Origin of the sequence: Pseudomonas brenneri, assembly GCF_007858285.1 — a bacterium.
GTDB classification, from domain to species: domain Bacteria; phylum Pseudomonadota; class Gammaproteobacteria; order Pseudomonadales; family Pseudomonadaceae; genus Aquipseudomonas; species Aquipseudomonas brenneri.
In genome coordinates, this window is the sequence record NZ_VFIL01000002.1 from 520,355 (window position 1) to 534,416 (window position 14,062).

Sequence of the window (14,062 nt, forward strand, 5' to 3'; positions counted from 1 at the left end):
ATTCCAGCAGTGGGTCAGGCCAGTTCTGGGGCGCTAGCGTACGCCTGTTCAAGCAACACGGTGAAGCGTACGAATGCATCCACCGCACCTTTCTCTGCCGCCGCTTCTTCTTCGGCGCTCAGTTCCAGGCCGTCGAGGGTGCGGGTGAAGCTCTTCCAGCCTTCGGCACGGCCACCGGCTGGTTCGCCCAGGTGGCGGGCACCGAAGGTTTCGCTCAGGCCCAGGCCGACGGCGCGCTTGATCAGGAACGCAGCGCCCAGCTTGGAACCTTCGGACACGAACAGCCAACCCAGGGCTTGGGCCTTGCTTGGGTTCTGCACGGCACCGGCCACAGGGGCGGGCACTGCGGTTTCCAGGTCGGCGAGGTCGAGCTTGGCAGCTTCGGCACGGCAGCGTTCGGCCAGGTCAGGCACCAGCTTGATCAGCTCGGGATCGTTGTACAGCGCCACCAGTTCCGACTGGAACAGGTACTGGGCGACGACGAAACGGGCGAAGTTGGCCTGGGTTTCAAATGGGGCGTGAGCCTTGACCAGTGCGTCGAGCTTGGTGTGCGGCTCGTTGGTGATCTGGTTCAGGCGCTGGGAGCGCAGGCTTGCACGTTCAGCGGTGGTGGAAGCGGTCATGGGATGTCCTTGAGAAGGAAAAGCGCCTTATTGCCAGGCTGTTATTACTAGACGAACAAGAAGACGCGTCACAGTAAAAAAACCTCACCCCGCTGGCGATAAATCCGGCGGGGTGGGGTTGCAGGGATCAGATGTCCCAGATCAGGTTGATCGCGAAGTTGCGACCGGGCTGGGTCAGGCGGTCCAGGCTGGCCGGCGAGGTCACGCCGGCTTCACCCACACCGTCGTAGCTGCGCACGTCATCCCAGTTCCAGTATTTTTTGTCGGTCAGGTTGTACAGGCCGCCATTGACGGTCAGGTCGTTGGTGACTTTGTAGAAACCCGTCAGGTCGACGATGCCAAAGCCCGGGGTCTTGAACGGGCCGTTGGCCTTGATGCCGGTCGGGGTAAAGAACGTGGCGCTGTCGACCCGGTTCTGTTTCTTGACCAGGGTCCAACTGACCAGCGCACCATAGTTGTCCTGGTCGTAGCCCAGGCCAAACACGCCCTTGAGCGGGTTGACGCTGTTCAGTGGCTGGCCGGTTTCGTCGTTGCGACCGTGGGCGTAGGCAATCGCGCCTTTGGTATACAGGCCGTGCGGTGCGCCGAAGGCGTCCAGGTTCAAGCGACCTTTGACTTCCATGCCCTTGATGGTGGCGCGCTTGATATTGCCCGGCTGGAAGATCGTGCCAGACGGGCCCAGCGCGGCGTTGTCCTCGTCAATAAAGTCGCGGTATTTGTTGTAGAACACGGCGACGTCGAAATTGCCCGCATCGAAATTGCCACGGATTCCGGTTTCATAGCTCTTGCTGGTTTCTGGCTTGAGGTTGGAGTTGGGTTCCACGACGTAACCTTCGCCAAGGTTTTCAAAGCGGCCATACAACGCCTTGGCCGAAGGTGTGCGGAAACCTTCGGCGTATTGGCCGAACCAGGTGTATTGCTCGGTCAACGCGTAGGTCACGCCGAGTTTTGGCGAGAAGCGGTGCCAGGTTTTGTTCGAATCGTCGTGGGGATACTTGCGGTCCGGGTCGGTGGTGTTGAGGAACTCTTCGGTCAGCTTGGGTTTGAGCTGGATGTAGTCGTAGCGCACGCTCGGCAAGAAGGTCCAGTCATTCCAGCTGATCTGATCCTGGGCGAACAGCGCGTAGCTGTTGATGGTTGGGTCCGGGAAATCGCTGGCTTTTTTCACACTGTCGGCAGGGGTTGGGCTCGGTGCGCCGATGGCGGTACAGCCGGCACCGACGGCCAGGCAGGTCGCCGCGCCTTCACGGGAGCCGGTGACTTTCTGCTGCTTGATCGTGGTGCCGTAGGTCAGCAGGTGATCGGTGTCGCCGATGACGAAGGCCTTGTCCAACTGTGCGTCGAACACCCACTGCTTTTCTTCGTAGAGGGTGTCGCGGGTCCGCAGTACGCGGCGGCCGACCTGATAGATTTCGCTGGTGGCCTGGTCGGTCTTGGCGATCTGGTAGTTGAGGCTGGTCTTGATGTGATCGGCAAACGGCGAGTCGAGGGAAAACTTGTTTTCCAGGCCAAAGCGTTCGCGGGTGATGGTGTCGTTGCCGCGACGGTCACGGTACATATTCATGCCCTGGCCTTCGAGGAAAATCCCGCCCACCGCGCTTTTCTGGTTGATGTCGCGGTCGTCCTTGTACTTCTCGTAGGTCAGGCCCAGGCGGTTGTCTTCGCCATAGTTCCAGCCCAGCTTGGCCAGCACGTTGGTGGTGCGCACGTCTTCCGGGTTGGCGCCGGTGCGGGCCAGGCCGGTGGCGTTGTTGCCGTCGTAGGACTCCATCTCATGGCCATTACGCTGGCTCAGGTGCAGCAAGCCATCGAAGTCCTGCACGCGACCTGCGACGGTGCCGGAGGTCAGCCAGCTTTCGTCGGCCGAGCTGTAGCCGGTCTTCAGGCGCGCGCCGACGTCCTGGCCGGGCTTGATGATGTCGTCCGGGTCGAGGGTGAAGTAGCTGACGGCGCCGCCGATGGCGCTGCTGCCGTACAGGGCCGAGGCCGGGCCGCGGATGATTTCCACGCGCTTGACGATTTCCGGGTCGACATAGTTGCGGCGGGTCTTGGCGTACGGGCCGTTGAAGAAGTTGTCCGGGACCTCTACACCGTCCACCTGGGTGAGGATGCGGTCACCGTCGATGCCTCGGATGTTGTAGCCCGAATTACCGGAGCGGGTGCCGGCGCCGCCGACCGAGACACCGGGCTCGTAGCGCACCAGTTCACGGATGGAGTTGACGTTCTGGCGGTCCAGTTCCTCGCGCTCATGCACGCTGACGGTGCTGGGCACGCTATCGACCGCCTGTTCCGTGCGGGTGGCGCTGATGGTCATTTGTTGCAGGGTGATCGCGCTGCCCGCCGTGCGCTTTTCCAGGACGATGTTGTTATTGCCCAGTTTGCGGTAGTTCAGGTTGGTCCCCACCAACAGCCGGTCCAGGGCTTTTTCCGGGGTCAGCGAACCGCGCGCGCCCGGGGAGGAAACCCCTTGGCCCAGTTCGGCGGGCAGGCCGATCTGCCAGCCGGTGACGGCGGTAAAGGCGTTGAGCGCCGATACCAGGGATTGCTGCTCGATGCTGAAGGTGTAATTGGCGTGGCTGCGCGCAGCGGGTTCGGCCGCATTGGCCGTGAGCACCGGGCTGCCGGCCAGCAGGATCGCGGCGGTCAGCAGGCACAGCGTGGGCGAAGAGGACCGGCGGTTGAAACGAGAGGACATCGAGAGCGCTCCGAGGGACGAGTCTTATAGTTGCGAGCCTGAATCAAATAGGAATCAGTTGCATTGGCTAAGACGAGACGTACCAGCAGGGGCTATCGAGTAAAAATAATTATTCTCAGTTGAGAATCACTAGCGCCGGGAACTCCGAGAGCTTGGCCGAGGTGATGTGGGCCAGGGAGCGCACCACGTCCAGCGGCTGGTCCAGGCGGTAATTGCCGGTCACGGCGACGCTGGCCAATTGCTCATTGGTATTGACGATCCAGCCCGGGTAATAGCGCCGCAGCTCAGCCAGCACCTCGCTCATCGGGCAGTTTTCAAAGATCAACCGGCCCTGGACCCACGCCAGCTCCTTGGTGGCATCGAGCTTGGCCGGTTGGCCGAAGCCCTTGGGGCCGACGCGGATGCTCTCGCCGGCACTCAGGCGCACCCGGTTATTGCCGAAGGTGGTGCTCAGGTCGACATCCCCGCGTTGCACCTGGACCTGCGCCTCACCGTTGAGGTAACGCACGGCAAATGCCGTATCGCTGACGCTGGCGCGCACCGGGCCGGCGTCGATTTGCAGGGGCAGGCCACGGCTGGCCGCGACTTCGAAGAACGCCTCGCCCTGATACAGGCGGGCGATACGCTGATGCTCATCAATGGTGCTGGAAAACGCCGAATTGGTATTGAGCAGCACCTTGGAGCCGTCATCCAGTTGCAGGCGCTGGCGCTCGCCGACCACGGTCAAATGGTCGGCCTGCAGACGCACCGGCAGGTTGCTGAAGCTGAACAGCCCGAGCAGCAACACCGCCGCCGTGGCCAGGGGTTTCCAGTGCGGCTTGATCCGCCGCCAGGCGCTGGGTTTGCGTGGTGCATTGAGGGCCACGGCGGCGCTGTGCACAGGCGCACCGCCCCAGGCAGCCTGGGCTTTGGCGAAGGCTTGGGCGTGACTCGGGTCGGCAGCCAGCCAGGCCTGAAACTCGGCTTGCTGGCCAGGCTGCGGGCACTGCAAGACGATCAGCCAGTCGAGGGCTTGGTCCATGGCCGCATGTTGCAACACCTCATGAGCCAACTCATGGGGGTGCAGGTTGTTCGGGTCCGTCACGGTGTTCCTCGGGTCTTCGCCACGTTTTATTCAATGTCTTACGTATTTTTGTGACATTTCTGTCGGCTTGTCCCGACAAAGCTTAAGGGTGATCGAGTCGTTCGGCCACACCTATGCAGATGGCCATGATCAATTTCAGTTCCTTTTGCACAGTGCTCAAGGACACCTGCAACTGGTCGGCGATCTCCTGATAGCTGCAGCCGTGCAGGCGGCTGAGGATAAAGATTTGCTGCTGGCGGGCGCTCAACTGCCCAAGGCTGACACTCAGGTGCTCCAGCAATTGCTCGGCGTGGGCGGCATCTTCAGGGGTGGTGACCGGGGAGGCGACACTTTGCAGGACATCCATTGGGACATCTTCCTGCAAGGTGCGCGATTGAATCCGACGCGAGCGCAGATGGTCCAGCGCCAGGTTACGTGCGGTCTGGAAGACAAAAGGTTCGAGATGGTCAATGGGGCGTTCGCTGAGGGCCCGAGTGACGCGCAGGTAGGTTTCCTGCAACAGGTCCTCGGCGGTGCTGTGGTTGTTCACCATCCGCTGCAAGGTTCGCAACAGCACCAGCCGTTGGCTGAGGAAGACTTGGTTGAAGCGAGATAGGCTCACGAGGGTACCAGACCGATTGGTAGTGAATGATAATGCTTATCATCAGCGCAAATGGCAAGTGGCACTTTGCTGTATTCCGCTCAACCCTGTAGGAGCGAGCTTGCTCGCGAAGGTCGTCAACGATAACGCTGGCATTCTGAGTTAGCGTGGTGCCTCTGCGTTTCTCGCGAGCAAGCTCGCTCCTACAGTGATTGGGTCAATCAGGTTTTCAGCGGGTTACTCGGCGTTACACAGCGCCAGGCAGTTATCCAGCATGCGGTTGGAGAAGCCCCATTCGTTGTCGTACCAGGCCAGTACCTTGAGCAGCTTGCCGCTGGACTTGGTGTGGTTGGCGTCGAAGATCGACGACAGCGGGTTATGGTTGAAGTCACTGGAAACCAGCGGCAGGGTGTTATAGCCAAGGATTTTCGAGTGCTGGCTGGCTTCTTTGAGCAGTGCATTGACCTCCTCTGCCGTGGCTTCTTTTTTCAGTTGCACGGTCAGGTCCACCAGGGACACGTTGATCACCGGCACCCGCACCGCCATGCCGGTCAGCTTGCCCGCCAGTTCCGGCAGCACCAGGCCCACGGCTTCGGCGGCGCCGGTCTTGCTCGGGATCATGTTCTGCGTGGCCGAGCGGGCGCGGTATGGGTCGGTGTGGTAGACGTCGGTCAGGTTCTGGTCATTGGTGTAGGCGTGGATGGTGGTCATCAGGCCGCTTTCAATGCCCAGCTCGCGGTGTAGCACCTGGGCGACCGGTGCCAGGCAGTTGGTGGTGCAGGACGCGTTGGAGATGATCTGGTGCGATTGACGCAAAATGTCATGGTTTACCCCGTAGACCACCGTGGCATCCGCGCCCTTGGCGGGGGCAGAGATGATCACCTTGCGTGCGCCGGCGTTAATATGGGCGGCGGCCTTGTCACGGTCGGTGAACAGGCCGGTGCATTCGAATACCACGTCAATCTTGTGTGCAGCCCACGGCAGGTCGGCGGGGTTGCGAATGGCACTGACGGCAATCCGGTCGCCATTGACGGTCAGGCTTTCCTGATCGTGGGCGACCTCTGCATCGAAAGTGCCATGGACGGTGTCGTATTTAAGCAGGTGGGCATTGATCGAACTGTCGCCCAGATCATTGATGGCGACGATCTGCAAATCCTGGCGGTAGCCTTGGGTATAAAGTGCGCGCAGGACGTTGCGGCCGATACGGCCAAAACCATTGATTGCGATTCGAAGAGTCATTTGAAAAGCGCCTGTCGTCGATTTGTTGTAAGAATTACAAGATTATTCGCATAAAAATAGAAAACAAGCCTTTTTAGTGGCAATATTTTGTTCAATCTACAACGAGTGACCTGAATCAACTGGTCCGATTGGTCAAGTAACTCCCTGCCAACCTTTGCGCGGCGGGCTTTTGACCAGCATAGACTTTCAGGTCGCCACATCCGTTAGCCTGGAGTTCTACACATGCATCCCCGCGTACTTGAGGTCACCGAACGCCTTATCGCCCGCAGCCGGGCCACCCGTGAGGCGTACCTTGCGCTGATTCGCGGCGCGGCCAGCGACGGGCCGATGCGCGGCAAGCTGCAATGCGCCAACTTTGCCCACGGCGTGGCCGGATGCGGCACTGAAGATAAAAATAGTCTGCGAATGATGAATGCGGCCAACGTGGCAATTGTTTCGTCATATAACGACATGCTCTCGGCGCACCAGCCCTACGAACATTTCCCCGAACAGATCAAAAAGGCCCTGCGCGAGATTGGCTCCGTCGGTCAGTTTGCCGGCGGCACCCCGGCCATGTGCGACGGCGTGACCCAGGGCGAGCCCGGCATGGAGCTGAGCCTGCTGAGCCGTGAAGTGATTGCCATGTCCACGGCGGTAGCGCTGTCCCACAACATGTTCGACGCTGCGCTGATGCTGGGCATCTGCGACAAGATCGTCCCCGGCCTGATGATGGGCGCCCTGCGTTATGGCCACCTGCCGATGATCTTCGTGCCGGGCGGGCCGATGCCGTCGGGGATCTCCAACAAACAGAAAGCCGATGTGCGCCAGCGTTACGCGGAAGGCAAGGCCAGCCGCGAAGAGTTGCTGGAGTCGGAGATGAAGTCCTACCACAGCCCAGGCACCTGCACCTTCTACGGTACCGCCAACACCAACCAGTTGCTGATGGAAGTCATGGGCCTGCATTTGCCGGGCGCTTCGTTCGTCAACCCGTACACGCCGCTGCGTGATGCGCTGACCCGTGAGGCCGCGCACCAGGTCACGCGCCTGACCAAGGCCAGCGGTAACTTCACGCCGATTGGCGAGATCGTCGACGAAAAATCCCTGGTCAACTCCATCGTGGCCCTCAACGCCACCGGTGGCTCCACCAACCACACCCTGCACATGCCGGCCATCGCCATGTCGGCGGGCATCATCCTGACCTGGCAAGACATGGCCGACCTCTCCGAGGTGGTGCCGACCCTGTCCCACGTCTATCCGAACGGCAAGGCTGACATCAACCACTTCCAGGCGGCGGGCGGCATGTCGTTCCTGATCCGCGAACTGCTGGAAGCCGGCTTGCTCCACGAAGACGTCAACACCGTCGCGGGCCGTGGCCTGAGCCGCTACACCCAGGAGCCATTCCTGGTGGACGGCGAACTGGTGTGGCGCGACGGCCCGATCGAAAGCCTCGACGAAACCATCCTGCGCCCGGTGGCCCGTGCGTTCTCCCCCGAAGGTGGGCTGCGCGTGATGGAAGGCAACCTTGGCCGCGGGGTGATGAAAGTCTCGGCGGTGGCCCTTGAACATCAAATCGTCGAAGCGCCGGCGGTGGTATTCCAGGATCAGCAAGACTTGGCCGATGCGTTCAAGGCCGGCCAACTGGAGAAGGATTTTGTCGCGGTGATGCGCTTCCAGGGCCCGCGCTCCAACGGCATGCCGGAGCTGCACAAGATGACCCCGTTCCTGGGTGTCCTGCAGGACCGAGGCTTCAAGGTCGCGCTGGTGACAGACGGGCGCATGTCCGGCGCCTCGGGTAAGATCCCGGCCGCGATTCACGTCAACCCCGAAGCCCAGAGCGGCGGGCCGCTGGCGCGGGTCATGGATGGCGATATCATTCGCGTCGATGGCGTCAAAGGCACCCTGGAGCTTAAGGTGGACGCCAAAGAATTTGCCGCGCGCACACCTGCCACGGGCCTTTTGGGCAATAACGTGGGGGCGGGGCGTGAGCTGTTTGCATTCATGCGTCTGGCCGCAAGCTCCGCAGAGCAGGGCGCCAGCGCCTTTACCTCTGCCCTGGAGACACTTAAGTGAAGCTTGCGCTGGTTGGTGACATCGGCGGTACCAACGCCCGGTTTGCGTTGTGGCGGGACCAGGAACTGCATTCGATCCGGGTGCTGGCCACGGCAGATCACGCCAGCCCCGAGGATGCGATCCAGGTCTACCTCAAGGAGGAAGGCCTGGCGCCAGGTTCCATTGGCGCGGTGTGCCTGTCGGTGGCGGGGCCGGTGAGTGGTGATGAGTTCAAGTTCACCAACAACCATTGGCGCCTGAGCAGGGCTGCGTTCTGCAAAAACCTGCAGGTGGACGAGTTGTTGCTGGTCAATGATTTTTCGGCCATGGCCCTGGGCATGACGCGCCTGCAACCCGATGAGTATCGCGTGGTGTGCGCAGGCACGCCGGAGCCGTTGCGCCCGGCGGTGGTGATTGGCCCGGGCACTGGCTTGGGTGTCGGCACTTTGCTGGATCTGGGCGCAGGCCGCTGGGCGGCGTTGCCGGGGGAGGGTGGGCATGTCGACCTGCCCCTGAGCAGCCCGCGGGAAACCCAGTTGTGGCAGCACATCTACAACGAAATCGGGCATGTCAGTGCTGAAACCGCCCTGAGCGGTGGTGGCCTGCCGCGTCTGTACCGGGCGATCTGCGCGGTGGACGGTCATCAGGCCGTGCTCGAAACGCCCGAGGCGATTACGGCGGCGGGCCTGGCCGGCGATCCGGTCGCGCTGGAAGTCCTCGATCAGTTCAGCATCTGGCTGGGCCGCGTGGCGGGCAATAACGTGCTGACCACGGGTGGCCGGGGTGGCGTGTACATCGTAGGCGGGGTGATCCCACGGTTTGCCGATTTCTTTATCAACAGTGGTTTTGCCAAGAGTTTTGCTGACAAAGGCTGCATGAGTGACTACTTCAAGGGTATTCCGGTGTGGTTGGTGACGGCGCCGTATTCCGGGTTGACTGGAGCGGGTGTGGCGTTGGAGCAGGCTTTTGCGTAGGCAGTGATGGCCCGATCGCGAGCAAGCCCGCGATGAGGCCCTAGAGAGCACCCCATAACAACAAGGAGGCCCCCGTGAGCGTAATCAGTAAATCCATTCTCCTCGTCGACGACGATGAGGAAATCCGCGAGTTGCTGCAAACCTACCTCAGTCGCGCCGGCTTCCAGGTGCGGGGTGTGTCCAATGGCGCAGGGTTTCGCCAGGCCATGGACGAGGCACCGTGCGACCTGGTGATCCTCGACGTGATGCTGCCGGACGAAGATGGTTTCAGCCTCTGCCGCTGGGTGCGCCAACACCCGCGCCAGGCCCAGGTGCCGATCATCATGCTGACCGCCAGTTCCGATGAAGCCGACCGAGTGATCGGCCTGGAACTGGGCGCCGACGATTACATTGGCAAGCCTTTCAGCCCGCGTGAGTTGCAGGCCAGGATCAAGGCATTGCTGCGGCGCTGCCAGTTTGGCCAGGAGCGCAGCGGTGGTGATGTGCTGGTATTCGATGAGTGGCGGCTGGACATGATCAGCCACCGGCTGTTCCACCTCGACGGCGAGGAAGTCATCCTCTCCGGGGCCGATTTTGCCCTGCTCAAGCTGTTCCTCGATCATCCGCAGCAAATCCTTGATCGCGACACCATTGGCAACGCCACCCGAGGCCGCGACCTGATGCCTCTGGACCGGATTGTCGATATGGCTGTCAGCCGTCTGCGCCAACGCCTGCGCGATACCGAGAAACCTCCACGGCTGATCCGCACCGTGCGTGGCAGCGGTTACCAACTGGCGGCCAGTGTGGTTGCCAGCAATGCCCACTGAACGCCGGCGCATTCCGGTCCCGCGTTCATTATTGGGGCGCATGCTGCTGCTGACCCTGTTGGCCGTGCTGTTTGCCCAGGCCTTGTCCAGTGTGATCTGGGTGTCGCAGTTGCGCGCCACCCAGCTTGAAGGCCTGGTCACCAGTGCCCGTAGCCTGGCGCATTCGATGACTGCCAGCGTCAGTTATTTCCGCTCGTTGCCAGTGGCTTATCGGCCGCTGGTGCTGGACCAATTGCGCAGCATGGGCGGCACGCGTTTTGTGGTGACGCTCAATGACAAGCCGCTGGATATGGAAGTGCTGCCGCAAACGCCACGCAAGCTTGCGGTGCTCGGTGCCGTGGATGAAGTCTTGCGCCAGACCCTGGGCAGCAACGTGCATTTTTCGGTGGAGTTTGTCAGCGCCGAAGACCTGCGCATCTTCAATGCCGGCTTGAAACTCGATGAGCTGCCACGTTCCTGGGCGCATTACGCGTTGACCCTGGAACCGGTCAATCCACCGGTGCTGGTCACGCAGATCCAGTTGGCGGCTGGCGAGTGGTTGTACATCGCATCGCTCTTGCCCGAGCCTTACACCAGCCTTGAAGAGCAAGGCCTGCCGTCCCAGCAAGTGTGGTTTATCGTGCTGACCAGCGGGTTTCTGCTGCTGTTTATCGGGTTGCTGGTGCATTGGCAAAGCCGCCCGCTCAAGCGTTTGGCACGCGCGGCGCGGGACCTGTCCCTGGGGGCCGACGTGGAGCCGGTGGCCGAAGGCGGCGGCAGCGAAGTGGTGGAAGTGGGCCGTGCGTTCAATGCCATGCGCGAACGGATCAGCCGCTACCTGACCGAGCGCAGCCAGTTGTTCAGTGCGATTTCCCACGACCTGCGCACCCCGATCACACGGCTGCGCTTGCGTGTGGAGTTGTTGGAGGACGAGAAGCTGCAAGCCAAGTTCGGCCGTGACCTGGACGAGCTGGAACTGCTGGTCAAAGGTGCGTTGCAGTGCGTCAAGGACACCGATATCCACGAGAACATCGAGCCGGTGGACCTCAATCATGTGCTCGACTGCCTGGTGGAGCCGTACCTGGCGCCCAATGGCAATGGGCGGGTGACCCAGCATGGTCGGGCGCTGACGGCCTATTCGGGCAAGCCGCTGGCGCTCAAGCGCTGCATTGGCAACCTGATCGACAACGCCTTGAAGTATGGGCAGAACGCCCATCTGCATATCGAAGACGATGGCGCGCAGTTCATCCTGCATGTGGATGACGAAGGACCGGGGGTGCCGGAGCAGCGCCTGGAACAGGTCTTTGAACCGCACTTTCGCCTGGCCGGGCAGCAGCAGGGCTATGGCTTGGGGTTGGGGATTGCGCGCAACATCGCCCACAGCCATGGCGGCGAAGTCAGCCTGCAGAATTTGCGCGAAGGTGGCCTACGGGTGACCTTGCAGTTGCCCCGCACACCCGATTGAAGCGGTGGGTCAGATGCTTTGGCGCAGTCTGGCTAAATCTCTAAGCGGCGGCGCGCCAAACAGGCGGCTGTATTCCCGGCTGAACTGCGATGGGCTTTCATACCCCACCCGATAACCGGCCGCCGAGGCTTCCAGGCCCTCGGCGATCATCAGCCGCCGTGCTTCCTGCAAACGCAGCTGCTTCTGGTACTGCAACGGGCTCATGGCGGTGATGGCCTTGAAGCGGTGATGCAGGGTCGACACGCTGAGATTCACTTCCCTGGCCAAGTCATCGATGCGCAGCGGCTGCTCGTAGTTGCTGTTCAACCAGGTGATCGCACGGCTGACCCGGTGGCTCTGACTGTTGGCCACGGCGATTTCATACAGCCGATAACCCTGGGGCCCACGCAGCAAACGGTAGAGAATTTCGCGGTTGATCAATGGCGCCAGCATCGCAATGTCTTTGGGCGTATCCAGCAAACGCGCCAGGCGCAGTACGGCGTCGAGCAGTTGGGTGTCGATCTGGTCGACATACATCCCACGGGATGTCGGGCGCGTGGGCACCCCCATCGGGCCGGCTTCGGCAATCAAGGCAGTCAGTTGCGCCGGGTCGATATTGATCCGTACCGACAGGTTAGGATCTTCGGGCGTGGCATCAATGATCCGCCCGGCCACCGGCATCGCGACCGAGAACACCAGGTAGTTGAGCGGGTCATAGGCAAAGATTTCATCGGCCAGGCGTACTTCCTTGCTGCCGTTGGCGAGGATGCACAGGGCGGGTTCCACCAGCACCGGCATGAAGTCGCGCGGTGTGTTGTGGCGGTTGAGGTACAGCGAGGTGATCGCCGTGCCGTAGGAACCGTCTTCCCAGGTATGCCGGTGCACAATGCCGGCCAGTTCGGCGCGCTGCTTCTCCATTTCGGCATCGAGGGGAATGGGCGGGTGTTCGGGCGACGGCATGGGGCGTCCTCTGCATGCTTCTTGGATGGGCTTAGCTTAGCGGTGGCAGTTGCAATCGCGTTATGTCGATTCTGCACAATCCTTGCCTGATCCTGCGGCGTCTCTTGAATCAGGCAAGCAATACGGCCTGTCATCTGCCTGAAACAAGGCGTATGGACTCTGAGTAAAGCCTGGGGCCGAACTGTCTATCTACGCCTCTGGCAGGATTGTGCAATAAGCCAGCAGGAATCGACTAACTCTGCCCGCACCCGCGCCCGTATCTTTGATCCTGTGGCAACACGCCCTCACAGTGCTTGCCGAGCATCACTTCTCAACGGGAGAGTCGAACATGTCCACCCCCATTCCCGCGAGCCATATGGCCTTTATCCGCGCCTGTAGCGGGTGCAGCACCGAACTGGGTGCACGCTTGAGCAGTTTGATCGAACCGGGCCGCCAGGCTCAGGGTTGCCTGCAGTTCTCGTTGCAGCATTCCCAGATTGACCCCGACGTATGGCTGGTTTCAGGTTTCTGGAGCAGCGAGCAAGCCATGAGTGCCTACTTCAGCTCGCCGGCCCTGATGTTGTTTACCGAGTTGTTGAACGACAGGGTCGTGCGCAGCATGGACTTCCGGACCTTCACCGACGCGTCTGCCCTGGATGCCTACGGCGAGTACCTGCAACTGGCCGGTTAGGGTTTAGAATGGCCGACTTTCCATTGGCCAGGACCTGCAACATGGCACGTAAAGAGTTTGCCCACCACGAAGCTGTTTCCGCCCTCGTGCGCGAAGACCAGGGTGGCTATAGCGCCGCCATTGCCGTCAAGGCACTGGATGGCATGAGCGCACCGCGCTTTCACAAGATCCTTGATGGCCAACTGTTCAAGACTGCCGATGACGCCGATGATGCGGCGGCCCAGCAATTGGAGCGCTTGATCGATATCGATGAAGAGGGCCAGTTGGCCTGGGCGACCGCAACCAACTAAAGCACACCACCGCTCCCACAGTTTTGATTGCATTTCAGTCAGGGTTTGGTGGCGCCTGGGCGGTACATCTTGAACAGCGCTTGCGGGCCCAGTTGGAAGTAATCCGCCGGGCCGCCACCGCGTAAAATCGGCTCGGCAGCAGCGGTGTCGTACACCCCGTCCTTGAGCAGCCACTTGGCGATATGCACCGCGACCACTTCGCCGAGCACCAGCCAGCTAGGTACCAGTTCCTTGTCGGCCCGTTGCAGTTGAATGATCTGCGTGACCTTGCACTCGAACGACACCGGGCTCTCGCCCACCCGTGGTACGGCAATCACCTTGGACGCTACCGGCGTCAGCCCGGCCAGTTCAAACTCGTTGACCTCAGGTGAAACGGCAGCGCAGCTCTGGTTCATCTGCTCGGCCAGTGGGCGCGTGGCCAGGTTCCAGACAAACTCGCCGGTCTGTTCGATATTCTTCAGGCTGTCTTTGCGCCCGACGCTGGAAAAACCAATGATCGGTGGAATGTAGTTGAATGCGTTGAAAAAACTGTAGGGCGCCAGGTTCAGGCGGCCTTCGTTGTCCTGGGACGAAATCCAGCCAATCGGCCGTGGGCCGACGATGGCATTGAACGGGTCGTGGGGCAGGCCGTGGCCGTTGGCGGGTTCGTAGAAGTGGATGTCGTCAGGCATGGCCGGTGTTCCTGTTGCG

At 61.3% G+C, this 14,062-nt stretch carries 13 protein-coding genes; 6 read left to right on the plus strand and 7 right to left on the minus strand.

Annotated features, from left to right (window positions below):
• Positions 1-14 precede the first annotated feature (14 nt).
• The 5 genes from FJD34_RS05655 to gap form a co-directional block, all read right to left on the minus strand.
• The gene (locus FJD34_RS05655; RefSeq protein WP_032862441.1) at positions 15-623 is read right to left on the minus strand and encodes a biliverdin-producing heme oxygenase; all 609 of its coding nucleotides are present in this window, start codon (positions 621-623) and stop codon (positions 15-17) included.
• Between the two features lie 127 nt (positions 624-750).
• Positions 751-3,318 carry a TonB-dependent receptor gene (locus FJD34_RS05660; RefSeq protein WP_090291850.1) on the minus strand — a complete coding sequence of 856 codons (2,568 nt, stop codon included), beginning with the start codon at positions 3,316-3,318 and terminating at the stop codon, positions 751-753.
• Positions 3,319-3,433: 115 nt separating this feature from the next.
• A complete protein-coding gene (locus FJD34_RS05665) occupies positions 3,434-4,402 on the minus strand; it encodes a FecR family protein (RefSeq protein ID WP_032862443.1) in 969 nt (322 codons plus the stop codon).
• Between the two features lie 82 nt (positions 4,403-4,484).
• A complete protein-coding gene (locus tag FJD34_RS05670) occupies positions 4,485-5,003 on the minus strand; it encodes an RNA polymerase sigma factor (protein WP_032862444.1) in 519 nt (172 codons plus the stop codon).
• Positions 5,004-5,219: 216 nt separating this feature from the next.
• Complete coding sequence (gap, locus tag FJD34_RS05675; protein ID WP_032862445.1) at positions 5,220-6,221, minus strand: type I glyceraldehyde-3-phosphate dehydrogenase; 1,002 nt, start codon at positions 6,219-6,221, stop codon at positions 5,220-5,222.
• 222 nt (positions 6,222-6,443) lie between these two features.
• Between gap and edd the strand changes: the two genes are divergently transcribed.
• From edd to FJD34_RS05695, 4 genes are all read left to right on the plus strand, one after another.
• A complete protein-coding gene (edd, locus tag FJD34_RS05680; protein WP_090291848.1) occupies positions 6,444-8,270 on the plus strand; it encodes a phosphogluconate dehydratase in 1,827 nt (608 codons plus the stop codon).
• Positions 8,267-9,223: a glucokinase gene (locus tag FJD34_RS05685; protein ID WP_032862447.1), complete on the plus strand. Its 957-nt coding sequence runs from the start codon at positions 8,267-8,269 to the stop codon at positions 9,221-9,223. Before edd ends, FJD34_RS05685 begins: the two co-directional genes overlap by 4 nt.
• Before the next feature lie 74 nt (positions 9,224-9,297).
• Positions 9,298-10,029, plus strand: coding sequence for a response regulator (locus tag FJD34_RS05690; protein WP_032862448.1), 732 nt, complete (start codon positions 9,298-9,300; stop codon positions 10,027-10,029).
• Complete coding sequence (locus FJD34_RS05695) at positions 10,019-11,473, plus strand: ATP-binding protein (RefSeq protein WP_032862449.1); 1,455 nt, start codon at positions 10,019-10,021, stop codon at positions 11,471-11,473. Before FJD34_RS05690 ends, FJD34_RS05695 begins: the two co-directional genes overlap by 11 nt.
• Before the next feature lie 9 nt (positions 11,474-11,482).
• Here FJD34_RS05695 and FJD34_RS05700 read toward each other — a convergent pair whose 3' ends face one another.
• Positions 11,483-12,412 (minus strand): AraC family transcriptional regulator, encoded by a 930-nt coding sequence (locus FJD34_RS05700; RefSeq protein ID WP_032862450.1) that lies wholly within the window; start codon positions 12,410-12,412, stop codon positions 11,483-11,485.
• 328 nt (positions 12,413-12,740) lie between these two features.
• Here FJD34_RS05700 and FJD34_RS05705 point away from each other — a divergent pair, with 328 nt between their 5' ends.
• Both FJD34_RS05705 and FJD34_RS05710 read left to right on the plus strand, forming a co-directional pair.
• Complete coding sequence (locus tag FJD34_RS05705) at positions 12,741-13,082, plus strand: antibiotic biosynthesis monooxygenase family protein (protein WP_032862451.1); 342 nt, start codon at positions 12,741-12,743, stop codon at positions 13,080-13,082.
• Positions 13,083-13,090: 8 nt separating this feature from the next.
• Entirely contained in the window at positions 13,091-13,372 is a 282-nt protein-coding gene (locus tag FJD34_RS05710) for a hypothetical protein (protein WP_032862452.1), read from the plus strand.
• A gap of 38 nt (positions 13,373-13,410) precedes the next feature.
• Here the strand turns inward: FJD34_RS05710 and FJD34_RS05715 are convergent, their stop codons facing one another.
• The gene (locus FJD34_RS05715) at positions 13,411-14,043 is read right to left on the minus strand and encodes a flavin reductase family protein (RefSeq protein ID WP_032862453.1); all 633 of its coding nucleotides are present in this window, start codon (positions 14,041-14,043) and stop codon (positions 13,411-13,413) included.
• Positions 14,044-14,062 lie beyond the last annotated feature (19 nt).

What these genes read in the sequence shown, in the direction of transcription:
- FJD34_RS05655 (WP_032862441.1), bottom strand. Translation starts at nt 623, where the DNA reads ATGACCGCTTCCACCACCGCTGAACGTGCAAGCCTGCGCTCCCAGCGC.
- FJD34_RS05660 (WP_090291850.1), bottom strand. Translation starts at nt 3,318, where the DNA reads ATGTCCTCTCGTTTCAACCGCCGGTCCTCTTCGCCCACGCTGTGCCTG.
- gap (WP_032862445.1), bottom strand. Translation starts at nt 6,221, where the DNA reads ATGACTCTTCGAATCGCAATCAATGGTTTTGGCCGTATCGGCCGCAAC.
- edd (WP_090291848.1), top strand. Translation starts at nt 6,444, where the DNA reads ATGCATCCCCGCGTACTTGAGGTCACCGAACGCCTTATCGCCCGCAGC.
- FJD34_RS05695 (WP_032862449.1), top strand. Translation starts at nt 10,019, where the DNA reads ATGCCCACTGAACGCCGGCGCATTCCGGTCCCGCGTTCATTATTGGGG.
- FJD34_RS05700 (WP_032862450.1), bottom strand. Translation starts at nt 12,412, where the DNA reads ATGCCGTCGCCCGAACACCCGCCCATTCCCCTCGATGCCGAAATGGAG.
- FJD34_RS05705 (WP_032862451.1), top strand. Translation starts at nt 12,741, where the DNA reads ATGTCCACCCCCATTCCCGCGAGCCATATGGCCTTTATCCGCGCCTGT.
- FJD34_RS05710 (WP_032862452.1), top strand. Translation starts at nt 13,091, where the DNA reads ATGGCCGACTTTCCATTGGCCAGGACCTGCAACATGGCACGTAAAGAG.
- FJD34_RS05715 (WP_032862453.1), bottom strand. Translation starts at nt 14,043, where the DNA reads ATGCCTGACGACATCCACTTCTACGAACCCGCCAACGGCCACGGCCTG.